General features: G+C 64.1%; 26 protein-coding genes. 9 read left to right on the plus strand and 17 right to left on the minus strand.

Annotated elements, in window-relative coordinates:
* Window position 1: 1 nt before the first annotated feature.
* Genes K3F49_RS08580 through K3F49_RS08590 form a run of 3 tightly spaced genes read right to left on the minus strand, consistent with a single transcriptional unit; the run spans window position 2 to window position 4350 of the window.
* Window positions 2–1480 (minus strand): glycerol-3-phosphate dehydrogenase, encoded by a 1479-nt coding sequence (locus K3F49_RS08580; RefSeq protein WP_234680436.1) that lies wholly within the window; start codon window positions 1478–1480, stop codon window positions 2–4.
* Between the two features lie 39 nt (window positions 1481–1519).
* Window positions 1520–4204, minus strand: coding sequence for a sensor domain-containing protein (locus tag K3F49_RS08585; protein ID WP_234680437.1), 2685 nt, complete (start codon window positions 4202–4204; stop codon window positions 1520–1522).
* Window positions 4204–4350: a hypothetical protein gene (locus K3F49_RS08590; RefSeq protein WP_234680438.1), complete on the minus strand. Its 147-nt coding sequence runs from the start codon at window positions 4348–4350 to the stop codon at window positions 4204–4206. Before K3F49_RS08590 ends, K3F49_RS08585 begins: the two co-directional genes overlap by 1 nt.
* Window positions 4351–4409: 59 nt before the next feature.
* On the opposite strand from K3F49_RS08590, the gene K3F49_RS08595 reads away from it, so the two are divergent.
* A complete protein-coding gene (locus tag K3F49_RS08595) occupies window positions 4410–5513 on the plus strand; it encodes an NAD(P)/FAD-dependent oxidoreductase (RefSeq protein WP_234680439.1) in 1104 nt (367 codons plus the stop codon).
* Window positions 5514–5616: 103 nt separating this feature from the next.
* Here the strand turns inward: K3F49_RS08595 and K3F49_RS08600 are convergent, their stop codons facing one another.
* Complete coding sequence (locus tag K3F49_RS08600) at window positions 5617–5799, minus strand: YdcH family protein (protein WP_234680440.1); 183 nt, start codon at window positions 5797–5799, stop codon at window positions 5617–5619.
* 325 nt (window positions 5800–6124) lie between these two features.
* Here K3F49_RS08600 and K3F49_RS08605 point away from each other — a divergent pair, with 325 nt between their 5' ends.
* The 3 genes from K3F49_RS08605 to K3F49_RS08615 all read left to right on the plus strand — a co-directional run bounded on the left by K3F49_RS08605 (window position 6125) and on the right by K3F49_RS08615 (window position 6936).
* Window positions 6125–6331, plus strand: coding sequence for a YdcH family protein (locus K3F49_RS08605; RefSeq protein ID WP_008546179.1), 207 nt, complete (start codon window positions 6125–6127; stop codon window positions 6329–6331).
* Between the two features lie 113 nt (window positions 6332–6444).
* Window positions 6445–6663, plus strand: a complete 219-nt coding sequence (locus K3F49_RS08610) for a hypothetical protein (RefSeq protein WP_234680441.1) — start codon at window positions 6445–6447, stop codon at window positions 6661–6663.
* Window positions 6664–6684: 21 nt separating this feature from the next.
* Window positions 6685–6936 (plus strand): hypothetical protein, encoded by a 252-nt coding sequence (locus K3F49_RS08615; RefSeq protein WP_234680442.1) that lies wholly within the window; start codon window positions 6685–6687, stop codon window positions 6934–6936.
* A gap of 2 nt (window positions 6937–6938) precedes the next feature.
* Here the strand turns inward: K3F49_RS08615 and K3F49_RS08620 are convergent, their stop codons facing one another.
* Entirely contained in the window at window positions 6939–7658 is a 720-nt protein-coding gene (locus K3F49_RS08620) for a GGDEF domain-containing protein (protein ID WP_234680443.1), read from the minus strand.
* A gap of 141 nt (window positions 7659–7799) precedes the next feature.
* Here K3F49_RS08620 and purE point away from each other — a divergent pair, with 141 nt between their 5' ends.
* Together purE and K3F49_RS08630 are read left to right on the plus strand one after the other, a co-directional pair.
* A complete protein-coding gene (gene purE, locus K3F49_RS08625; RefSeq protein WP_234680444.1) occupies window positions 7800–8288 on the plus strand; it encodes a 5-(carboxyamino)imidazole ribonucleotide mutase in 489 nt (162 codons plus the stop codon).
* Entirely contained in the window at window positions 8285–9391 is a 1107-nt protein-coding gene (locus K3F49_RS08630) for a 5-(carboxyamino)imidazole ribonucleotide synthase (RefSeq protein WP_234680445.1), read from the plus strand. The genes purE and K3F49_RS08630 overlap by 4 nt, the downstream gene beginning before the upstream one ends.
* Window positions 9392–9575: 184 nt before the next feature.
* Here the strand turns inward: K3F49_RS08630 and aqpZ are convergent, their stop codons facing one another.
* Entirely contained in the window at window positions 9576–10298 is a 723-nt protein-coding gene (aqpZ, locus tag K3F49_RS08635; protein WP_234680446.1) for an aquaporin Z, read from the minus strand.
* Between the two features lie 259 nt (window positions 10299–10557).
* Between aqpZ and rpsU the strand changes: the two genes are divergently transcribed.
* Window positions 10558–10860, plus strand: a complete 303-nt coding sequence (gene rpsU / locus K3F49_RS08640) for a 30S ribosomal protein S21 (RefSeq protein ID WP_092227201.1) — start codon at window positions 10558–10560, stop codon at window positions 10858–10860.
* Between the two features lie 125 nt (window positions 10861–10985).
* On the plus strand, window positions 10986–11636 hold the full coding sequence (locus tag K3F49_RS08645; RefSeq protein ID WP_234680447.1) for a tetratricopeptide repeat protein: 651 nt from the start codon (window positions 10986–10988) through the stop codon (window positions 11634–11636).
* Between the two features lie 9 nt (window positions 11637–11645).
* On the opposite strand, the gene K3F49_RS08650 is transcribed toward K3F49_RS08645, so the two are convergent.
* The 11 genes from K3F49_RS08650 to K3F49_RS08700 form a co-directional block, all read right to left on the minus strand.
* The gene (locus K3F49_RS08650) at window positions 11646–12623 is read right to left on the minus strand and encodes a prolipoprotein diacylglyceryl transferase (RefSeq protein WP_234680448.1); all 978 of its coding nucleotides are present in this window, start codon (window positions 12621–12623) and stop codon (window positions 11646–11648) included.
* 93 nt (window positions 12624–12716) lie between these two features.
* On the minus strand, window positions 12717–13001 hold the full coding sequence (locus tag K3F49_RS08655; protein WP_234680449.1) for a cupin domain-containing protein: 285 nt from the start codon (window positions 12999–13001) through the stop codon (window positions 12717–12719).
* Window positions 13002–13023: 22 nt separating this feature from the next.
* Window positions 13024–14121, minus strand: a complete 1098-nt coding sequence (locus K3F49_RS08660) for a calcium:proton antiporter (RefSeq protein ID WP_234680450.1) — start codon at window positions 14119–14121, stop codon at window positions 13024–13026.
* Window positions 14122–14184: 63 nt separating this feature from the next.
* The gene (locus tag K3F49_RS08665; RefSeq protein ID WP_234680451.1) at window positions 14185–14985 is read right to left on the minus strand and encodes an alpha/beta hydrolase; all 801 of its coding nucleotides are present in this window, start codon (window positions 14983–14985) and stop codon (window positions 14185–14187) included.
* A gap of 76 nt (window positions 14986–15061) precedes the next feature.
* Window positions 15062–16462, minus strand: coding sequence for an NAD(P)(+) transhydrogenase (Re/Si-specific) subunit beta (locus K3F49_RS08670; RefSeq protein ID WP_234680452.1), 1401 nt, complete (start codon window positions 16460–16462; stop codon window positions 15062–15064).
* A gap of 39 nt (window positions 16463–16501) precedes the next feature.
* Entirely contained in the window at window positions 16502–16819 is a 318-nt protein-coding gene (locus tag K3F49_RS08675; RefSeq protein ID WP_027532463.1) for a proton-translocating transhydrogenase family protein, read from the minus strand.
* Between the two features lie 21 nt (window positions 16820–16840).
* Window positions 16841–17971, minus strand: coding sequence for a Re/Si-specific NAD(P)(+) transhydrogenase subunit alpha (locus K3F49_RS08680; RefSeq protein ID WP_234680453.1), 1131 nt, complete (start codon window positions 17969–17971; stop codon window positions 16841–16843).
* A gap of 142 nt (window positions 17972–18113) precedes the next feature.
* On the minus strand, window positions 18114–18266 hold the full coding sequence (locus tag K3F49_RS08685; protein ID WP_008136857.1) for an aa3-type cytochrome c oxidase subunit IV: 153 nt from the start codon (window positions 18264–18266) through the stop codon (window positions 18114–18116).
* Between the two features lie 99 nt (window positions 18267–18365).
* Window positions 18366–18761, minus strand: a complete 396-nt coding sequence (locus K3F49_RS08690) for a type II toxin-antitoxin system death-on-curing family toxin (protein WP_234680454.1) — start codon at window positions 18759–18761, stop codon at window positions 18366–18368.
* Window positions 18762–18773: 12 nt separating this feature from the next.
* Window positions 18774–18998, minus strand: a complete 225-nt coding sequence (locus K3F49_RS08695; protein WP_234680455.1) for an AbrB/MazE/SpoVT family DNA-binding domain-containing protein — start codon at window positions 18996–18998, stop codon at window positions 18774–18776.
* 105 nt (window positions 18999–19103) lie between these two features.
* Window positions 19104–21011 carry a M3 family oligoendopeptidase gene (locus K3F49_RS08700; RefSeq protein ID WP_234680456.1) on the minus strand — a complete coding sequence of 636 codons (1908 nt, stop codon included), beginning with the start codon at window positions 21009–21011 and terminating at the stop codon, window positions 19104–19106.
* Between the two features lie 127 nt (window positions 21012–21138).
* Between K3F49_RS08700 and K3F49_RS08705 the strand changes: the two genes are divergently transcribed.
* Window positions 21139–22635: a sigma-54-dependent transcriptional regulator gene (locus K3F49_RS08705; protein ID WP_234680457.1), complete on the plus strand. Its 1497-nt coding sequence runs from the start codon at window positions 21139–21141 to the stop codon at window positions 22633–22635.
* Window positions 22636–22649: the final 14 nt, after the last annotated feature.

The raw sequence follows: 22649 nt of genomic DNA on the forward strand, positions 1-22649 counted from the left end.
CTCAACCGGTTCGGGGCGGATCGTTCACACCCGCCATGAAGGCAGCCAGCGCGTCGCGGTCCGCCGCAGGCATGGTTAGGCCGAGCTTGGAGCGGCGCCACAGGATATCGTCCGGAAAGCGCGCCCATTCGCGGGCCATGAGATAGCGCACCTCGGCGCCGGTCAGGTCGGGGCCGAAGGCCGGTCCCAGCTCGTCGCGCGTCTTCGCCTCGCCCAGCACGGCCGGCAATCGCGAGCCGTAGGCCGCGACCAGGCGCCGGGCCTGCGGCTCGGAGAGAAAGCGCCAGCGGTGGCACGCGAGGTCGACCTCTGTCTCGAAGCGATCCCAGGCAAAATCTCCCCCGGGCAATGCTGCGCCGGCGGTCCAGCGCGGCGACATCGGATAGAACGGCGTCAGCCGCGTCACCGCTCGCTCCGCGCGCAGCCGCGAGGTCGTAACGTCGCCGCCGAACATCGTGAGCAGCGGCGCCTTGCCGCGCCGCGCGTGGAACTGCGTCGTGCCGTCGCGTCGCCGCGCGGACGCGGGCGTCAAATTGACGCCGGAGACCGTGCGCACCACATCGGTCGGGCCAACGCGCTCGCGGAAATAGCGGCTCGCAGCCTCGCAGAGATAGCTGACATCGGCGCCCGGCATCGCCACGATGGCGGGATCGCCGGTGAAATCATGCGTGACCGTGCCGACCAGCGTGAAATCACGCTCGAACGGGCCGGCAAAGATCAGCCGTCCGTCGCTGTTCTGGAACACATAGACGTTGTCGGACTCGAACAGCCTGGGCACGACGATCTGGCTCATCTGCGTGGCCACCAACGCCGGCTGCGGCTGCCGCAGCACGGTCTCCGCGACCATCGACGTCCAGCCGCCGGTGGCATTGGCCAGCGCGCGTGCCGTGATCACCCGGCGATGGCCGCGGTCGATCAGCGCGAGCCGCCAGACGTCGGTCCTGTCGGCGCGCACGCAGCGCGCCCCGGTCCGGATCGCGGCACCACGCTCGGCGGCATCCAGCGCCGTGAGCACCACCAGGCGCGAATCGTCGACGACACAATCGGCATATTCGAACGCGATGCCGAACGGCCGTTTCAGCGCGTTGCCCACCGGATGATGCGTGATGTCGATCGTCGTCGATCCGAGCAGGCCGCCGCGGCTCGTGAGGGCGTCATAGACATACAGCCCTGCCCGCAACAGCCATGGCGGACGTTCGTCGGAATGGGCGGGGATCACAAAGCTCATCGGCCGCACCAGATGCGGCGCGATCCGGAGCCAGGTCGCCCGCTCGGCCAACGCCCGGCGCACCCGCCAGAAGTTGCGGCGTTCCAGCACGGATAAATCGCCGTGGATCAGCCGCGGTGTCGCCGATGACGCGGCGGCGGCGAGATCGCCCTGCTCGATCAGGATCACCCTTAAGCCCCGGCCGGCGGCATCGCGCGCGAGGCTGACGCCGTTCAGGCCGCCACCGATGATCGCGAGGTCGTAGTCCGCCATGAAGCCGTCGGGAGCGAGCGAGGTGAGTGCCCAACACCACTAGCCGGTCTTGAGCGCAAGCTCCATGGCCTCGACGCGGCCGACGAGGCCGGCATATTTCCCGATGGGCAGCGGCTTGCCGAGCAGATACCCCTGCACGCCGTCACAGCCTTCCCTGGCAAGGAAAGCGAGCTGGTCGATGGTCTCGACGCCTTCGGCGATGATCGACATGTCGAGGCCGTGACCGAGGTCGATTACGGCGCGGACGATCGCGGCTGATTGCGGATTGCGGCCGAGATTGATGATGAAGGCGCGGTCGATCTTGATCTTGTCGAACGGAAACGCCTGGAGATAGCTCAGCGAGGAATAGCCGCTGCCGAAATCGTCCATCGAGATACGGACCCCGAGCGCCTTCAGACGGCGCAGCAACGCCAGGCCGCGATCGAAGTCCTCGATCAGCACGCCCTCGGTAATTTCCAGCTCGAGCCGGCCGGGAGCCAAGCCCGTCTCGATCAGGATCGAATGGACGAGCCCGACCACGTCGCCGTGCATGAACTGCGCCGGCGACAGATTGACCGCGACCTGCAGCGGCTTCGGCCACGACGCCGCCTCGCGGCAGACCTCGCGCAGGATCCATTCGCCCATCTCGACGATCAGGCCGCTCTCTTCCGCGATCGGGATGAATTCGGCCGGCGAGACCTGGCCACGCACCGGATGCTGCCAGCGCGCCAGGGCCTCGAAGCCGATGATCTCGCTCTCGACGACGCTGTTGCGCGCGATGCCCTGGGGCTGGAAGGCCAGCGACAGCTCGCCGTTCTTGATCGCCTTTGACAGATCCTGGTGCAGCACGCGACGGTCGCGAATCTGCTGGTCCATCTCGGGCTGGTAGAGGCTGATCGTACCGCGCGATTTCTGCTTGGCGCGGAACAGGGCGGCGCCGGCATTGGCGAGCAGCGAAGCACCATCGGGGCCGTTGTGCGGGAAGATCGACATGCCGGTGGTGATACCGGCTCGGACCGCGCGGCCATCGATATGGAATTCGGGCGCAAGCACCTCGCCAAGCTGCTGCGCCAGCGCGAGGCCCGCATCGGGCTGCTTGCCGTCGATAATCAGGCCGAATTCGTCGCCGGAGAGGCGCGCCACCAGGCCGCCGCGTGCGGCGTCCTGGAACCGCTGAGCCACCTCGATCAGCAGCTTGTCGCCAAGCGCATGGCCGAACACGTCGTTGACTTCCTTGAGGCCGTCGAGATCGACGCACAGGACCGCGAACTCCTCGTCGGTTCCCTCGCAGGCCTCGATCATCTGGTTCAGTGCCTGAAGGAAGGCGGCTCGGTTCGGCAAATCGGTGAGGCCGTCATGATAGGCCATGTGCGCCATCCGCGACTCGGTCTGCCGGCGGTTGGTGACGTCCTCGTGGGTCTTGATCAGATATTGCGGCTCGCCGGCATCGTTGAGCACCGTGGCGCGCCGGGTCAGGAACAGGCGCAGGCCGTCCTTGGTGGAGATCGGATGCTCCTCGGTGATCATCCCGCGCTTTTTGATCGCGGCCTCGTCGCGCGCGATGATCAGCTTGGCTTCCTTGGCATTGAAGATGTCGGAGGCGGTCAGGCCGGTGGCTTCCTCGCGCCGGCGGTTGAGGATCGTCTCAGCGCTGCGGTTGGCGAGCAGGTAGCTGCCATCCTTGACCTGCTCCACGATCAGCGCGACCGGAATGTTGTCGACCACCAGCTCGAGGAACTTCTTGGTGCTTTCCAGCTCCATCGACAGGGATTGCCGATCGGTGATGTCCTCGAACACCACCAGCAGGAATTCCGGCTTGTTGCTCTCGTTGCGGACCACGATGCGGATCGAGGCCACCATGCGCCGGGCCTGGTCGCGCTGGACCTCGACCTCGAACTCGTTGCGATACTGCCCTTCCGGCGCCAGCAGCGCGGCCCGGTCGGTCGCCTCGATGCTCGCCGCCGATTTCGCTCCGAACAGCTCGCGCGCATTCTTGCCGACGACCTGGTCGCGCGAAAAACCCCAGAACCGCTCATAGGCGCGGTTGGCAAAGATGTAGCGACCGTCTTCGATATTCTTCGCGGCCACGCAGGCCGGCACGTTGTCCAGCACGGTTTCCAGGAATTGCTTGGTCGAGGCGAGCTGCCGCGACAGCTTGCGCTGCTCGCTGACGTCGAGATGGGTCGCCACCGAGCCGCCATTCGGCAGAATGAAATATTTGACCAGGATGGCGCGGCCGTCCGGCAGTTCGCTGATCAGGCCGTTGGAGCTCGCCGCCTTCTCGTAGAAGTCGTCGTCGGAGACGGCGAGGACCCCGCGCTGGCGCCGCAACTCGAGGATGTCGTAGCCGCTCATGCCGGTCCACAGATCCGAGCGCGTCAGGCCGTAGATCTCGAGATAGCGATCGTTGCAGAAGATGATGCGCCGCTGCGCATCCGTCATCACCACGCCCTGGTTGAGATTGTTCATCGCGGAGGAGACGAAGGCGTTGCGCCGCAACTGCGAACGCTTGCTCCGGCGCAGCGCGGAATGGATCCACAGCGCGATGGCTGCCAGGAACGCGCAGACGACAATGCCCCCGATCAGGGCTTCCCAGACCAGATTGGGGTCGAAATTGCCAAGATAGTTCGGCGGAACAAGGGTGTCGGCATCGGCACGCGAAGGCGCGACCGCGCTGGCCAGGCACACGACGGCCTGCACAGCAATCGGAAGCATGCTGCCTTCCTGCCAGTTCTTCTCAGCCATCAGCCACCCGCGATTTCAACTGCGGATTGTCTGGCTTCACGGGTTTGGATCGGGTAAACGCCTGTACGCCCAACAGAAAAATGTGACGCGAAATACGGCAATTGCCCTGACATGATAAATTCTTCCTTAATGGACAACAGCAGCACGGCTCGTTTCCCAGGCAAACCGGCCCTCTCGGCAACTTCAACGGGACTTCTGCGCAACCATGGATAGGGTCGACTGCGTCGTCATCGGAGCCGGCGTCGTCGGGCTCGCGGTGGCCCGGAAGCTGGCCCAGGCCGGGCGCGAAGTGATCGTGCTCGAGGAAGCCGAGGCCATCGGCACCATCACCTCCTCACGCAACAGCGAGGTGATCCATGCCGGGATCTACTACCGCGCCGGAAGCTGGATGGCGCGCATGTGCGTCAGCGGCAAGCATGCGCTCTATCGCTATTGCGGCGAGCGCGGCATCCCGCACAAGAACTGCGGCAAGCTGATCGTCGCGACCAATGCGAAGGAAACCGAGAAGCTGCAATCGATCAAGGCGCATGCCGAGGCCAACGGCGTGCTCGACATGCAGTTGCTCTCGGGCGAAGCCGCGCGCGCGCTGGAGCCGGCGTTGGCTTGCGACGCCGCACTGCTCTCGCCGTCGACCGGCATCATCGACAGCCATGCCTACATGCTCTCGCTGCGCGGCGAGGCAGAGGAAGCGGGCGCGGCGTTCGCCTTTCACACGCCGCTGATCCGCGCCAAGGCGGATGCCGGAATGATCGAGATCGAAGCCGGCGGCGAAGCGCCGATGACCTTGCAATGCGACCTGCTGGTCAACGCCGCCGGCCTTTCGGCGACGACCGTCGCGCGCCACATCGACGGCATGCCGGTTGACCGGATTCCGCCGGCCTATCTCGCCAAGGGAAACTATTTCAGCTGCAACACGCGCGCACCGTTCTCGCGCCTGATCTATCCGGTGCCCGAACCCGGCGGGCTCGGCGTGCATCTCACCCTGGACATGGCAGGACAGGCGCGCTTTGGCCCCGACGTCGAATGGATCGAGACGATCGACTATGAGGTCGATCCGTCGCGCGCCGAGCGCTTCTATCCTGCGATCCGCAAATACTGGCCGACGCTTCCAGACGGCGCGTTGATGCCGAGCTATTCGGGCATCCGCCCGAAGATCGTGCCGCCGGCCGTAGCAACGCAGGATTTCCTGATGCAGGGTCCGCGCGACCATGGCGTCGCGGGTCTGGTCAATCTGTTCGGCATTGAATCGCCGGGACTGACATCGTCGCTCGCGATCGCAGACCACGTCGCGGAGCTCGCGCTGATCTAATCCTGCGCAACCATGATCGCGCACCTTACAGCAGGGACGAGCACAAAGGGTCTCATCCCTGCCTGAAAGGATGCGATCAAACTCTACACTGATACGGGGGTTACTAGTGGAGCGTGTCGCCGGTATGCTTCAGACGCTCGATCTGGTCCTTGACCAGCAACTTCCGTCGCTTCAACTCAACAATTTGCAGGTCGTCTGTTGAAAGGTGCACGAGAGCTTCGTGCAATTCGTTTTCGAGAGTTTTGTGCTTCCGTTCCAATTCAACCAGATGTGCCTGAATTGTCATTCGAAACCTCCTCGGTAGGGGTGAACCTTGGATTCGATCCGGACGAGGAAGTGTACATCACCGATTCGTTCTGTCGATAAGTATCCTCGTCGCACCGTCATTTTTGAAATTCATATGTAATGAAGCGTGAGTAAGGAACCACGTGGTGAAAAATCCATGATATCAATGAGCTTGCGCTACACCGCGGCGAATCGTTGAAATATCTTGCGAGAGCGCGGTGCGCGAAGGTCGCAGGCCGCTTGCGATCACGCCGCACAAGGACGATAATTTCCACAGGGCATCCACAGCCTTAATCTCAGCCTTTCGGTTTTCGGCCACCGCAAACATGACCAATGAAGACGAGCGTGAGCTCGAAGCCGAGCTCACCCGGTTGCAGCAGGAACACCGAGATCTCGATGCGGCGATCGATGCACTGCATCAATCGCCCGCCCCCGACCTGTTGCGGCTACAGCGGCTGAAGAAGCGCAAGCTGTTGTTGCGCGACCGTATCGCCTTCATCGAAGACCAGATCACGCCCGACATCATCGCCTGATCCGCTGGCAGTCGCGGATTGCTGCGCAGGAATCCGCTTGACTCGAAAAGAACAAAAGAGGAACATAAATCCTGCCCCCGACGCCCCAGGAAACGCCCGCAAGGACACCGCAGATGTCAGTCCCCGCCCTTCTCGACAACAGCTATTATGAGCAAGCCTGCGATCAGGCGATCGCGATGTGTGACGGCAATCTGCGCAGCACCATCAAGGCGCTGATCATGGCCAACGAATATCTGGAAGCCGAACTGGAAGAGCTGCAGGCCGCGATCTCGGCCGGCTGCGTTCCCGAGACCTCGCGCAGCTGGACGCGGGGCAAGAGCGGCGCCGCTTGAATTCATCAATGGAGCAACGCCATGTCGGACGTGACCTACTACGTTGCAATGCCCTTCCTGATCGATGCCGACGGATCGCCTGTCGCGGGCGCCGCCGAGGAATGCCAGAGCTCGACGGCCGCGTTGCGGCGCGCCGAGGCCCTGGCGCGCAGTGCCGGCCACATCGGCGCGGTCGCATTCAGCCGCAGCGGCGATCCCATGACCGGCGAATTCGGTGACGCCACGCTGCTGCGCAGATTCGGCAACGTCCCGGAAGATCTGGCCACGCTTTAGGATCAGCTGCTGGCAAGCCTGATCTCCGGCTCGTGCCGCCGGCGGGCCTTGCGCACATACATGGCGGCGTCGGCCTCCTCCAGCGCGCGGACGGCATCGGACTGCGCACCGAGCAACGCGACACCGGCGGAGGCGCCCGCGGTCACGTGCTGGCCGCGAAAGGTGAACGACAAATCGTCGATCGCCTGCTCGAAGACCAGGGCCTTCGCCTTGGCATCGGTCTCGCTGAGATTCCACAACAGCAGCGCAAACTCGTCACCGCCGAGACGCCCGACCACGTCGGAGGCGCGGATCTGCCGTGTCAGCGTCGCGGCGATCGCCTTCAGCACCTCATCGCCGGCGCCATGACCGAAGGAATCATTGATCGGCTTCAACCGGTCGACGTCGAGCACGATCAGCGCGCCGCTGGCGCGGTAGCGCTTCATGTAGGCGACGGCACGCTGGAGCTCGCGCTCGAAGCCGCGCCGGTTGGGTATGTCCAGCAGGAAATCGGTGTCGGCCGCCGCCTCGAGCTCGGCGACGCGCCGCAGCGCCTGCGTGAGCTTGGTCCGCAGGCCGCGGATGGTCGCCTTGCTGCTATCCTTGCTCGTTTCCTTGGCAGCGCGAGCTGCGGCCGCACGGCGCGGCGCCGCAGCCCGCTTGGATGCAGTTTTCGTTCGGCTTCCGCCGGTTTTTCGGCCCTTTTTGGCCTTCGCAGCGGTCGCCCTTTTTGGATTCTTCATGGGCATCCTGCTCAATGAAGGCTTGCGGGGATTCACCAAGACAGGATAGTCCATTCGCTTCTCCTTGCCACCGCCTTGCGAGCCGCCGGCCGGAACCGTTAATCTGGCCTATCTTTCTGTTTTCCGAGCACAATTGACGCCATGACCGCGCCGATCGCCATCATTATGGGAAGCCAGTCGGACTGGGAGACGATGCGGCACGCCGCCGACACGCTCACAGCGCTTGGCGTCACCTTCGACGCCCGCATCGTTTCGGCACACCGCACCCCTGACCGGCTCTTTAGCTTCGCCAAGGGCGCCAAGGCGGCCGGTTTCAAGGTCATCATCGCCGGCGCCGGCGGTGCTGCACATCTGCCCGGCATGGCCGCGGCGTTGACGGAACTGCCGGTGTTCGGCGTGCCCGTCGAGTCCAGGACGCTGAAGGGCATCGATTCGCTCTATTCGATCGTTCAGATGCCCGCCGGCATTCCGGTCGGCACGCTCGCGATCGGCAAGGCCGGCGCGATCAACGCGGCGCTGCTCGCAGCGTCCGTGCTGGCGCTGTCCGATCCGGCCCTGTCCGACCGCCTCGCCGCCTGGCGCAAGGCCCAGACCGAGGCGGTTGCCGAGCGCCCGGAGGACAAGGCGTGACTGACGCAAAGCAGGTGAAGCTGAAACCCGGCGACACCATCGGAATTCTCGGCGGCGGACAACTCGGACGGATGCTGGCCATGGCGGCGGCGCGGCTCGGCCTGCGCTGCCAGGTGTTCTCGCCCGATCCGGATTCGCCCGCCTTCGACGTCGTGCTGAACGCGACCTGCGCCGAATATGCCGATGTCGAAGCGCTCGAAATGTTCGCCCACGACGTCGACGTCATCACCTACGAATTCGAGAACGTGCCGGCCGCTGCCGCCATGGTGCTGGACGCACGCCGCCCCGTGCTGCCCAACCGCAAGATCCTCGAGACCACCCAGGACCGGCTCGCCGAGAAGGATTTTGTCACCCGGCTCGGCATCGGCACCGCCGCTTATGCCGACGTCACCTCGGTCGCATCATTGCGCGAGGCGATCGCCAAGATCGGCCTCCCCGCCGTCCTGAAAACCCGTCGCTTCGGCTATGACGGCAAGGGCCAGGCCATCATCCGCGAGGGCGACGACATCGCGAAGGTCTGGACCAGCCTCGCCACCAAATCGGCGATCCTGGAAGCCTTCATCCCGTACGAGCGCGAGATCTCCGTGATCGCCGCGCGCTCGGCCGCAGGCCAGGTCGAATGCTTCGACGTCACCGAAAACGAGCATCGCGACCACATTCTGAAGATTTCCCGCGCGCCCGCGCCGATCCCGGATGCGCTCGCCGAAGAGGCGCGCAGCATCGCCGGCAAGATCGCGACCGCGCTCGACTATGTCGGCGTGCTGGCGGTGGAAATGTTCGTGCTCTCCAATGGCACCGGGCCGAAGGTGCTGGTCAACGAGATCGCTCCGCGCGTGCACAATTCCGGACACTGGACGCTCGACGGCGCGTCCGTCTCCCAGTTCGAGCAGCACATCCGCGCCATTGCCGGCTGGCCGCTCGGCAAGCCGGTGCGTCACGGTGAGGTCGTCACCATGACCAATCTGATCGGCGACGAGATCAACGAGTACGAGACCTGGCTGAGCGTGCCAGGCGCGACCGTCCACATCTACGGCAAAGGCGTGCCGCGCCCCGGCCGCAAGATGGGCCACGTCACCGAAGTCAGGCCTTCAAAAAGCAAGTGAGAGGACCGCAGCAAAAGCTGCGATCCCGTTTTTTCGAGTTTTTGTCTTGACGCGAACCGATATCCACGTCGCTCGAAAACGCTCTAAAGCGCGATGAGATCTGGATGAATCGTCATCGCGCTTCAGGTGGTTGTTTGCGCATGATCTTTCCGGAAAACCGCTTCGCACTTTTCCGGATCATGCACTAGGCCGTCTTCACGCCCGCGACGACGCCTGAGGGCTCCTCGCTGAGCCAGCGATAGATCACCCCGCCGAGCGCGCCACCGATCAACGGTGCGACCCAGAACAGCCAGAGCTGCGCCAGCGCCCAGCCGCCGACGAACAGCGCAGGGCCCGTGCTACGCGCCGGGTTCACCGACGTGTTGGTGACGGGGATGCTGACGAGATGGATCATCACCAGCGCAAGTCCGATCGCGAGCGGGGCAAAGCCCGCGGGCGCGCGACCGTGGGTCGAGCCCATGATGACGAACAGGAACATCATGGTCATCACCACCTCGGTGACGAAGCAGACGACCATGCTGTACTGGCCGGGCGAATGCGCGCCATAACCGTTGGAGGCGAAGCCCTTCGTGACGTCGAATCCCGGCGCACCGCTGGCGATCACATAGAGCAGCTCGGCGGCGACGATCGCTCCGCAGACCTGCGCGATCACGTAGGGCAGGATCTGGCCTGCCGGAAAGCGTCCTCCGGCGGCAAGGCCGACCGTGACGGCCGGGTTGAGATGGCACCCCGAGATATGGCCGATCGCATAGGCCATGGTGACGACGCTCAAGCCGAAGGCCAACGACACACCGACCAGGCCGATGCCGACTTGCGGAAAGCCGGCCGCGATGACCGCGCTGCCGCAGCCTGCGAATGTGAGCCAGAACGTGCCGATGGCCTCAGCAGCATATTTCTTCATGTCCATGTGGCGTCTCCCCTGATTTCAAAGATTCCGGAACTATGTCCGTCGCGACCCCCGTTCTGGCGCCGAATCTCCCAAATCGGGCCCGCGTGGAAGCATTTTCGCCGCATTTAATGGCTGAACTTGGCCCGAAACTCCGCTTGGCAGGTGGACATGGCAGGTTTTGTCTGATACATCCGCGCGCTCAAGGTTAAGGGCTTGCGCTTTTGCCGTCCCTTTGACTTACCAGAATTCAAATCCGATCCACTGAAGAGGATGCCGCGTGCAGGTTCTCGTTCGCGATAACAATGTCGACCAAGCCCTCAAGGCGCTGAAAAAGAAGATGCAGCGCGAGGGTATTTTCCGCGAGATGAAGCTCCGCGGACACTACGAGAAGCCCTCTGAGAAGAAGGCCCGCGAAAAGGCCGAAGCCGTGCGCCGCGCGCGCAAGCTGGCCCGCAAGAAGCTGCAGCGTGAAGGCCTGCTGCCGATGAAGCCGAAGCCGGTGTTCGGCGCTGGCCCCGGTGGCGACCGTGGCGGCCGCGGCGGCCCGGGCGCTGGTGCAGGTCCGCGCGGACCGCGCTGATCTTGCCGAGATTGCAGGACTGAGTTTTCAATGACGCGGGCCCCGGGCCCGCGTTATTATTTTGTGAGCGGTGCCTTTCTGGGATGGGGCACTACAGATGCGGCACCAGCGCGAGCGAACCGTAGATGGCCTCCCCTTTCCCCGAGCCCGGCTTGGCGCGGTTGCGCCGGATCTGGCGCCAGCCGCTCGCGCTGACCTTGGTGGGGATCGCACTATGCGGTTGCTCCTTCGATCTCGGCTCGCTGATGCCGGAAAAGGACAAGCCGCAGGAGGCGCCCAAGGCGGCTGCCGCCCCGGATGACGCAGTCAGCGCCGCCAACGTCACCGAAGCCCAGACCCACACGACAAAAGCCCAGGCACTGGCCAAGTCGGGCGAGACGCAGGCAGCACTCGACGAGTTCAACCGCGCCGTCGCGCTCGATCCCTACAATGCGCAGGCGCTCTACGGCCGTGCCCTGCTCTACCAAGGCAATAACGAGCACGACTTCGCGATCGCCGATTTCGGTGCTGCAAGCGGGCTCAATCCACAAAAGGCCGAGCCGCTGCTCGGCCGCGCCGTCAGCTATCTCGCCATCGGAAAGGTCAAGGAGGCGGCGGCCGATCTCGATGAGGCTGCAGAGGCCGATCCGCACAACGCGCAGGTCTGGACGACACGGGGACAGGCCTATGAGCGGCTGGGCGACAAGACCAAGGCTGCGGCGTCCTACAACAAGGCCGTCAGCCTGCGCCCACGCGATGACGCCGCCCGCAGCGGCCTGGCCCGCGTTGGCGGCTGACAGAGCGTCTTAATCGGGGGTGGAACTCTTCGGCAGGACCGAGTGGAACATCGACTTCATGCCCGACAGCATGTCGTCGGCGACATTGGTCTTCTTCGGCCGCGGCATTGACGCACCGGCGTCGGCGCGCAGGTCGAGCGGGGGCGCGATCACCGGCACGGGAATGTCAGCCGGGGGCGTCATCCGATTCGGGTCGTCGTTGCCGACCGAGGCCGTGTAGGACGGGCTTCCCTGCGAGGAACCGCCATTGCCATAGGCCTCGGGCAAGGGCGTCGACACCGTGATTGGCGGCGGCAGGGGACGCACCCCGGACGGCTCCAAGGAGATGACACGCGGGGCCTCCGGCGTGCGGGCAGCTTCCCGCATTGCAGGCTCAGCGGTCCGCTCGGCCGGCTTGGTCTCGGCGGACTTGGTTTCGGCGGACTTGGCTTCGAGGGACTTGGCCTCGAGGGACTTGGCTTCGACGGACTTGGCCTCGACAGATTTGGCCTCAGCGGCCTTCCCCTCGGGCGACTTGCGCAGACGCTCGATGGCGGCGCGCGCGAGATCATTGGCGTCGGGGGTCGCGGCAGGCGACGCAGCAGCCGGCGCCGAATTAGCTTCAACCACCGGCGTGGTAGCTGCCGGGGGCGACTTGGCAGCCGCCTTCTCACGCGCCGCGGGACGGCCGTGCGAAGCGGTCTCGGCGGGAGCAACGTCCGCAGCCTTGACGTCCGCCTTGGTCTCGGACTTGTCGGCAGGCTTCTCGACCGTCGCCTTCTCGGTCACATTCTTCTCGGAGACGCCCTTGGCCTTGACGCCGGGCGTGGGAAGGTTGGCGGTATCCGCCGGCTTGGCGTCCTTGCCGGCATTGGCCGGCACCACCACCGCCGGGGTATCCGCCGCCGGCCTGGCGTTGATGTAGTGATTAACGATGTAGGCCCCGATGATCGTCGCGAGCACCGAGGGGAAAATATCCATCGAAATTTTAGCGAGGTATTTCAGCATTTCTCGGCCACTCCCCGCGCGATCTGATGCGGGAACTTTGGGGCATTGTAAGGGATCAACTGCGACGGATCGATGGCAAAGGTTACGCGTGCCTTACGGCTTCAGCTCAATCTCAAGGAACACGATCTCGGTTGAGGTTTCGTTAAGTACGTCGTGTTGGACGCCGGCTTTGCGAAAGTAAGATTTTCCGGCCGCAAGCTGCGCCTTGGAACGCTCCCCATTGGGCGCCACGATGGTCATTTCGCCGGCCACGACGGGAACGATCACATAGTCCATTCCGTGGGTGTGATGCCCGGTCGCGCTGCCCGGGGCAAGCCGCCATTCGGTCACCCGGACCTCATCATTGTCGACCTGAACCTCGGACCTGGCGGCAAGCATCGGAACCCTCCTGGGAATCGGTTCAGGGTACGAAGACCATGAACACGTAGACGGCAAATACCACCATATGGACCAGCCCGAACAGGACATTGGTCCTGCCGGTACCGAAGGTCAGCATGCTCAGCAAGAATGTCAGGAACATCAGTGCCGTGTTCTGGGGATTGAGGCCCAGTACCAGCGGCTGGTCGAACGCATAGGTGGCGATTCCGACCGCCGGGATGGTCAGGCCGATCGTGGCGAGCGAGGACCCGAGCGCCAGGTTGATGCTCTTCTGGAGGTCGTTCTTGCGAGCCGCCGCGATCGCCGAGACGCCCTCGGGCATCAGGATCAGGAGCGCGACCAAGAGGCCCGCAAACGCCGGCGGAGCGCCGATCCTGTCGGCGACGGCGTCCACCACCAGCGAGAATTTCTTGGCGAGGAGAACGACGGCCAGGAGCGAGATCAGCAGCAGCACGATGCTCAACACCAGCATCTTGCCTGACAAACGCGCCTCGCCGCCCTCACCGTCCGCCCGCTCGTGAACGAAGTAGTCCTTGTGCAGGACGATCTGGATGTAGAGGAACACGCCATAAAGCACGATCGTGATGAGGTCGACGAAGCCGAGCTGGAGCGTCGAATAGATCGGCCCCGGCGTCGTCAGCGTGTAGTTGGGCATGATCAGCGTCAGGGTCGCGAGCGCGATCAGCACGCTGAGATAGACGTTGGCACCGGAGACCTGAAAACCCTGCTCGCGGTAGCGAAGCCCGCCGATGAACACGCAGAGGCCGACGAGACCGTTGCAGACGATCATGACGACCGCAAAAACGGTGTCGCGCGCCAGTTCCGGCGCGGGCTTGTCGCCGAGCATGATCGTGGTGATCAGCGCGACCTCGATGACGGTCACTGCGAGCGTCAGCAGCAGCGTGCCGTAGGGCTCGCCGATCCGCTCCGCGATCACCTCGGAATGATGCACGGCCGCGAACACGGTGCCGAACAGGATCACCAGCAGGACGACCGCGAACAAGGCTCCGCCCGCCGACAGGGTGAAGCCGTAGCCGGTCACGGTGACGATCAGGAATAGCAGCACCGCCAGAGCGGGGAAGATCCAGGACGACCGCGGCATCGGTCCGTGTGCGCTCATGCAGGCGATTCCTTCATTAGACGGGCCGCCGATTATGCGCGAGAAGATCGCGCCCGTCAGCCCTCAGGAGCCGCTAATGAAGCGTCGCGCGATCTCGGCCATGCCAAAGCTGCCGAGATCGTCATGCCCGCCCGCAGGGATACGAACGAACTGCTTCGGCTCGCGCGCCAGCGCGAACAGCCTCTCGCCGAATGCGATCGGGATGGTCCGGTCCTGCGCGCCATGGACGATCAGGAGCGGCACTGTGACGCGCGCAATGCGCCGGTCCGAGTGGAGCGGATCCCGGATCAAGAGGCGGACCGGAACGAAGCGGAATTGCGCAGCTGCGACGTCGGCGATCGACGTGTAGGGCGCTTCGAGGACCAGCTTTTGGATTGGATGATCGGACGCCACAGCGACGGCAACGCCGGTCCCGAGCGAGAATCCCCAAGCGACGATGCGCTGGGCGTCATAGCGCGCCGCCGCGAACGAATACGCAGCCGTCCCGTCGCGCAGCAGGCCGTCTTCGCTCGGCGCACCGCTGGAGCCCGCATAGCCGCGATAGGACAGAGCCACGAGACCGGTGCCGTCAGCCGTCAAGGCCTTGAAACGACCGACCAGGCCGGCGAGAAAATCGCCATTGCCAGGGAAATAGAGGATCACGGGACGGCCGGGCCGCGCCGGCACGTGCCAGGCGATCACGTTCTCGCCGTCCGATGCCGCCAGGACGTGCTCCTCGGCTTCCGGAAAGCCGGCGGCAGCGGGCGCCGTCCGCTCGATGGTCGGGATCGGAAACAGCATGTCGCGTTGCTTGAAATAGAGCAGCGCGAGACCGGCGAGATAGCCGGCCGCAAGAATGATGGCGATCCACTTGATGACGGTCATGCCGGACGGAATCTCACGTCGGCCGCCCACCGCCGCATGGACGGCGCGCCGATTGACGCGCCGCTGCCGCGCGATGCTACATCGCCTTGACGATGTTCTCGGTGACCTTCTTGGCGTCGCCGAGCAGCATCATGGTGTTGTCGCGGTAGAACAGCGGATTGTCGATACCGGCATAACCCGATGCCAGTGACCGCTTGATGAACATCACTGTGCCGGCCTTCCAGACCTGGAGCACGGGCATGCCGTAGATCGGCGAGGTCTTGTCCTCTTCGGCCGCCGGGTTGGTGACGTCGTTGGCGCCGATCACGAAGGCGATGTCGGCCTGCGCGAATTCGGAGTTGATGTCCTCGAGCTCGAACACCTCGTCGTAGGGCACGTTGGCCTCGGCGAGCAGCACGTTCATATGGCCGGGCATGCGGCCCGCGACCGGGTGAATGGCATACTTCACCTCGACGCCTTCCTTCTTCAGGACATCGCCCATTTCACGAAGCGCGTGCTGGGCCTGCGCCACCGCCATGCCGTAGCCGGGCACGATGATGACCTTCTGCGCGTTCTTCATGATGAAGGCCGCATCATCGGCCGAGCCGAGCTTGGCGGGCTTCTGCTCACCGCCTGCTCCTCCGCCGGCCGCCGCCGTCTCGCCGCCGAAGCCGCCGAGGATGACCGAGATGAAGGAGCGGTTCATCGCGTGGCACATGATGTAGGACAGGATCGCGCCGGAGGAGCCAACCAGCGCGCCGGTGATGATCAGCGCGGAATTGCCCAGCGTGAAGCCGATGCCGGCCGCGGCCCAGCCGGAGTAGGAGTTGAGCATCGAGATCACGACCGGCATGTCGGCGCCACCGATCGGGACGATCATGAGCACGCCGAGCGCCAGCGCCAGGATGACGGTCATCCAGAAGTCGAACGCGCTGCCCGACATCACCAGCCCGACGATGAAGACGACGAGCGCGATCGCGAGCGCGATGTTGATGATGTGACGGAACGGCAGAATGATCGGGGCGCCGCTCATGCGGGCCGACAGCTTCAGGAACGCGATCACCGAGCCGGTGAAGGTCAGCGCGCCGATGGCGACGCCGAGCGACATTTCGACCAGGCTCTGCGCATGGATGTTGCCGGGCGTGCCGATGTCGAAGGCCTCGGGCGCATAGAACGCGCCGGCGGCGACCAGCACCGCGGCCATGCCGACCAGGGAGTGGAAGGCGGCGACCAGTTCCGGCATCGACGTCATCGGCACGCGGCGCGCGATCACCGCACCGATGCCGCCGCCGATCGCGATCGCGAGGATGACCAGCAGCCAGGCCACGCCGTCAGCCGGCGGGTGGCTCGCAAGCGTAGTGGCGACCGCGATCGCCATGCCGATCATGCCGAAAAGATTGCCCTGGCGCGACGACGCCGGGCTCGAAAGTCCACGCAGCGACAGGATGAACAGCACCCCCGCCACGAGATACAAGAATGCAGAGAGATTAGCGCTCATCTCAGGTCCCCATTGATCCCATCAGCCCGAGGTGGCCGCTTACTTCGACTTCTTCTTGTACATCGCCAGCATTCGCTGGGTGACAAGGAAGCCGCCAAAGATGTTCACGCAGGCAAAGATGAGCGCGACGAAGCCGAAGCCGCGCGCCCAGCCCGAACCGCTCGAGACATTTGCGACGCCGACCGCAAGCAGCGCACCGACCACGATCACCGAGGAGATCGCGTTGGTCACGCTCATCAGCGGCGTGTGCAGCGCAGGCGTCACCGACCACACGACGAAATAGCCGACAAAGACGGCGAGGACGAAGATCGACAGCCGGAAGATAAAGGGGTCGACGAGTTGTGCAGCATGCTCCATGGCGGCTCTCCTTGGGCCCAATTAAGCCGACTTGGGCTGAAAGTTCGGGTGAATCACGGCGCCGTCCTTGGTCAGCGCGGTAGCCTTGACGAGTTCATCGTCCCAGTTGACGGCAAGCTTCTTCTCTTTCTTGTCGACCATAGTTTCGATGAAGGAGAACAGATTGCGTGCGTAGAGGCTCGAGGCCGAGGCCGCGACGCGGCCGGCGACGTTGGTGTAGCCGACGATCTTGATGCCATCGAGGTCGACGACCTCGCCCGGCCTGGCGCCCTCGACATTGCCGCCGCGCTCGACGGCGAGATCGACCAGCACCGAACCCGGCTTCATCGACTTGACCATCTCGCCCGAGACGAGCTTCGGCGCGGGTCGGCCCGGGATCAGAGCGGTGGTGATGACGATGTCCTGCTTCTTGATGTGCTCGGCGGTGAGCGCGGCCTGCTTGGCCTGGTACTCCTTGGACATCTCCTTGGCGTAGCCACCGGCGGTCTGCGCGTTCTTGAATTCCTCGTCCTCGACGGCGAGGAATTTTGCGCCGAGCGATTCGACCTGCTCCTTGGTCGCGGGCCGCACGTCGGTCGCGGTGACGATGGCGCCGAGACGGCGCGCGGTCGCGATCGCCTGGAGGCCGGCGACGCCGACGCCCATCACGAACACCTTGGCGGCCGGCACGGTGCCGGCGGCGGTCATCATCATCGGGAAGGCACGGCCGAAGGCCTCGGCGCCCTCGATCACGGCGCGGTAGCCGGCGAGATTGGCCTGCGACGACAGCACGTCCATCACCTGCGCGCGGGTGATGCGCGGCATCAATTCCATCGCGAAGGCGGAGACGCCGGCATCGGCGATCGTCTTCAGCGCGGCCTCGTTGCCATAGGGGTCCATGATGGCGATGACGAGCGCGCCGCGCTTGTATTGCGAGAGCTCGGACGCCTCGGGGCGCTTCACCTTGATGATGATGTCGGCGTCTTTCAGCGCATCGGCGCTGACCGTGGCGCCCACGGCGGTGAACTCGGAATCCGGCAGGCCCGATTTGAGGCCGGCGCCCGGCTCGACGGCGATCTCGGCGCCCAGCGCCTTGAACTTCTTCACCGTATCGGGCGAAGCGGCAACACGCGGCTCCGACGGATCGATTTCCTTGGCAACGGCGATCTTCATAGGCCCTCCGGCGACGCGGGAAAAAGCGCGCGCGCAAACTTAGCGTTACTCCCGCAACGTTGCATACCGGCTTTGGAACCGGCTTGTTTGCAAATTTAGTGGGCAGCTGCCGCCGCAGACGTGGGCAGCCGCCGAAGACGAGTTAGGTGAGGAAGATCGCCATCAGGATGACGATGAGCGCGACCGAGGCCGTGCCGTATTTCACGAGCTTGATGAAGCCCTCGTAGGTCTGCTCGTGGGCAACGTAGTCGTTGCCGTCGGCGGTGGTGTACGCCACTTCGCTATGATCAGCCATTGATGATGTCCCCAGTCGAAAGTCGAATTCTTCGGTTGGGATACCTTAAACCTTCGAGCAGGGCAACGGCACCGAAGCGCGGTTTTCCAGCAAATAGGCTCATTTGGAATCCAGATTATCGCGGATCCAGCGGACGAGGCTCTGCTCGCTGACTTCACCGGCGGCGAGGGAGAGGATGATGGTCGTTGCCTCGGCTGGATCGGGACTGAAAGCCACAGCATTCCGGTGCAGAAAGACCATCATCGCCATGAAGGCGATGCGCTTGTTTCCATCAACGAATGCGTGGTTTTTCGCGAGCCCGAATGCATAAGCAGCAGCAAGTTCGTCGAGCTGCGCCTGCTCATAGCGCCATCTGTTGATGGGCCGCTCCAACGCTGAGCGCAACATGCCTTCGTCGCGCAACCCCGGCGCACCGCCGAAACGGCGGAGTTGTCGGCCATGAATTGCGACAGCCTGCTCGTAGGTGATCCAGAGCGGCTCTTCGGGCTCGCTCATTTGATCAAGCTCTTACTTCGCCAGCGCAGCGAGAGTGTCGCGATATTTGTCCATGATCTCGTCGGCGATTTCCATCGTCCGCTCGAAATCGGGATCGTGCGGCAGAAGCTGAAAACCACCACCAGGCAATTCCACGACGTGGAGTTGCTGCCCGCGCTTGAGATCGAGCCGCTGCATCAACTCGCGCGGCAGCAACAGACCATCCGAATTACCGATCTTCTTGATCTCGATCTTCATGGCCTTCCTGCCATCCCGATAGGTTATACATATGTATAACATCGCCCGGGCGGAGGTTCAACAGATGTTTTACGTGACTTCCGCTCGCGCCGAGCCCGGCCCCGCTCAGCCCATCGCCTCCAGCTCGTCGATCATTCCTGCGATGACCGAGAGTCCGCCGTCCCAGAATTTCGGGTCCTTGGCGTCGAGCCCGAACGGGCGCAGCAGCTCGGAATAATGCTTGGTGCCGCCGGCGGCGAGCATGTCGAGATAGCGCTCGGCAAAGCCCTCGGCCGCATTCTCGTAGACGGCGTAGAGCGAGTTCACGAGGCAATCGCCGAAGGCATAAGCGTAGACATAGAACGGCGAGTGGATGAAGTGCGGGATGTACATCCAGTAGTTCTCGTAGCCCGCCTTGATCTCGATCGCCGGCCCCAGGCTCTCGCCCTGCACCGACAGCCAGAGCTCGCCGAGCCGCGTCGCGGTGAGCTCGCCGTTCTTGCGCTCGGTGTGGACCGCGCGCTCGAACGAATAGAACGCGATTTGCCGCACCACGGTATTGATCATGTCCTCGACCTTGCCGGCGAGCAGCGCCTGGCGCTGCTTTGCGCTCTTGGTCTGCGCCAGCAGCCGCCTGAACGTGAGCATCTCGCCGAACACGCTGGCGGTCTCGGCGAGCGTCAGCGGCGTCGGCGCCATCAGCGCGCCGTTCTTCGCCGCCAGCACCTGATGCACGCCGTGGCCGAGCTCATGTGCAAGCGTCATCACGTCGCGCGGCTTGCCCTGGTAGTTCATCAGGACGTAAGGATGCGCCGACGGCGTGGTCGGATGCGAGAAGGCGCCCGGCGCCTTGCCCGGACGCACCGGCGCGTCGATCCAGCGGTCGGTGAAGAAGCGCTCGGCGATATCGGCCATTTTCGGCGAGAAGCCGCGATAGGCTGACAGCACCATGTTGCGCGCATCGGGCCAGCCGATCGTGTCGGTCGCGGCGAACGGCAGCGGTGCGTTGCGGTCCCAATAGGCCAGCCGCTTCTTGCCGAACCACTTCGCCTTCAGCGCGTAGTAGCGATGCGACAGCTTTGGGTAGGCCGCGCGGACCGAGGCGACCAGCGCATCCACCACCTCGCGCTCGACGCGATTGCTGAGATGCCGGGAATCCGCGACGTCCTTGAACCCGCGCCAATTGTCAGAGATATCCTTGTCCTTGGCGAGCGTGTTGGTGATCAGCGCAAAGGTGCGCTCGTTGGCCTTGAAGGTTTTCGCCAGAGCTTCCGCCGCGGCCTTGCGCTTGGCGCCGTCGCGGTCCTGCAGGAAGTTCAGCGTCGGCTCGATGGCGAGCTCTTTAGCGCCGACCTTGAAGCGCAGGCCGGAGATGGTCTGGTCGAACAACCGGTTGAACGCGGAATAACCGGTTTGCGCCTTCTCAAGGAAGAGCTGCTCGAGCCTGTCGTCGAGCTGATACGGCTTCTCCTTGCGCAGGTCCTCGATCCACGGACGGTAGTGCGCGAGCTCGGCGGCCTGCATTCCGCGGTTCAAAATATCGTCATCGATTCGATTGAGCTCGAGCGCGAAGAACAGAAGATGCGTCGATGCTGCCGTCAGCCGCTCGGAGACGTCGCCGTAAAACTTTGAAATCGTAGGGTCCACGCTGTCACCGGCGTGGACGAGGCCGGCATAGGAGCCGAGACGGCCGGCGACATCGTCGATCGCCTCATAGCGTCGCACGGCTTCCGCGAGCCATTTTCCGCCATCTTCGTTTGCTGTGCCTGTTGCGAGCTTGTCCTTGTAGTCGGTCTCGAACGCGACGCAATCGGCATCCATCGTTTCGAGATCGCGCGCCACTTCCGGCGCATCGATCCCGGAATAGAGATCGGCGAGGTTCCACTCCGGAAGCTTGCCGGTCTTGCTCGCAGGTTTGGAGGGTTTTGCCTTGGCGGCGGATTTCTTGACGGCGGATTGCTTGGCAGCTGGCTTGCGGAGAGCAGACTTTTTAAGAGCGGTCTCTTTAAGGGCGGTCTTGGAGCGCGAAGTCATTGTGTGGGAAACCTGTGTTCAACGAACGCTGCGGCGGGCGGGGGCATCAAGGTTTAAGAGTGCGTTAATCGGCTTCGGCCAGAGTGACCCGATTCGAGACAGATAGTAGTAGCGTGCGGGGAGCACCATGGCTGCCAGTATTTTGATCGCCGACGACGACGCCGTAGCCCGCCGTCTGGTCGAGAACATGGTGCAGAAATGCGGCTATGAGACGGTCGTCGTCGAGTCCGGCGACGCCGCAATCGCGGCCCTCACTGCCCCCGATGCGCCGGCGATCGACGCCGTGATCCTCGATCTCGTGATGCCCGGCCTCGACGGCATGGGCGTGCTGGCGAAAATCCGCGAAGCCGGCCTCAGCGTACCCGTCATCGTGCAGACCGCCCATGGCGGCATCGACAACGTGATCTCGGCGATGCGCGCCGGCGCTGCCGATTTCGTGGTCAAGCCGGTCGGCGTGGAGCGGCTCCAGGTCTCGTTGCGCAACGCGCTCAACGCCTCCGCACTCAAGGGCGAATTGCAACGCATCCGTCACAGCCGCGAGGGCAGGCTGACCTTCTCCGACATCATCACGCGCGCCGAAGCGATGGCGGGCGTGATGCGCGCGGCCCAGAAGGCGGCGAACTCCTCGATCCCGGTGCTGATCGAAGGCGAGTCCGGCGTCGGCAAGGAAATGTTCGCGCGCGCCATCCACGGCAGCGGCGAGCGCAAGGCAAAGCCCTTCGTTGCAGTCAATTGCGGCGCGATCCCCGACAACCTCGTCGAGTCCATCCTGTTTGGCCACGAGAAGGGCGCGTTCACCGGCGCGACCGAGCGGCATACCGGCAAGTTTGTCGAGGCCCATGGCGGCACGCTGTTTCTGGACGAGGTCAGCGAGCTGCCGCTGACCACGCAGGTCAAATTGCTCCGCGCCCTGCAGGAAGGCGCAGTCGAGGCCGTCGGAGGCCGCAAGCCCGTGAAGGTCGACGTCCGCATCATCTCCGCGACCAATCGCAAGCTTCTGGAGCGGGTGAAACAGGGACACTTCCGGGAAGATCTGTTCTACCGCCTGCACGTGCTGCCGCTGACAATCCCGTCGCTCAGGGCCCGGCGCGAGGACATTCCGCATCTCCTGCGGCATTTTCTGGCGCGCTTTGCCGCCGAGGAGAACCGCCCGATCTCCGGCGTCAGCGGTGAGGCCATGGCGCATCTCGCCCAGCTCGACTGGCCCGGGAACATCCGCCAGCTCGAAAACGCTGTTTACCGCGCGGTGGTGATGAGCGAGGGCGACCAGCTCGGCCTCGACGATTTCCCGCTGGTCGCGTCGCATCCGCAGACCGCAACGGAGATTCCAACCGCGCCGCTGATGATCGAGCCTATCGCAGCGCCATCGTTGGTGTCGGGTAATGAAATACCGATCGTTCCGCTGCCCCTGGCAGGGTCTCTCTCGATGTTGACCTCCACCGGCGATGTCCGTTCTCTCGAAGACATGGAGAACGAGATCATCCGCTTTGCGATCTCGCACTATCGCGGGCAGATGTCGGAGGTGGCGCGTCGCCTCAAAATCGGCAGATCCACGCTCTACCGCAAACTCGATGAAGCCGGGGTTCCCGGACATGGCGGGAAAAGCGGCGAGGAGACGCACTGAACCTCATGCGAACG

The sequence above is a fragment of the Bradyrhizobium monzae genome (assembly GCF_021458635.1).
Lineage (GTDB): Bacteria > Pseudomonadota > Alphaproteobacteria > Rhizobiales > Xanthobacteraceae > Bradyrhizobium.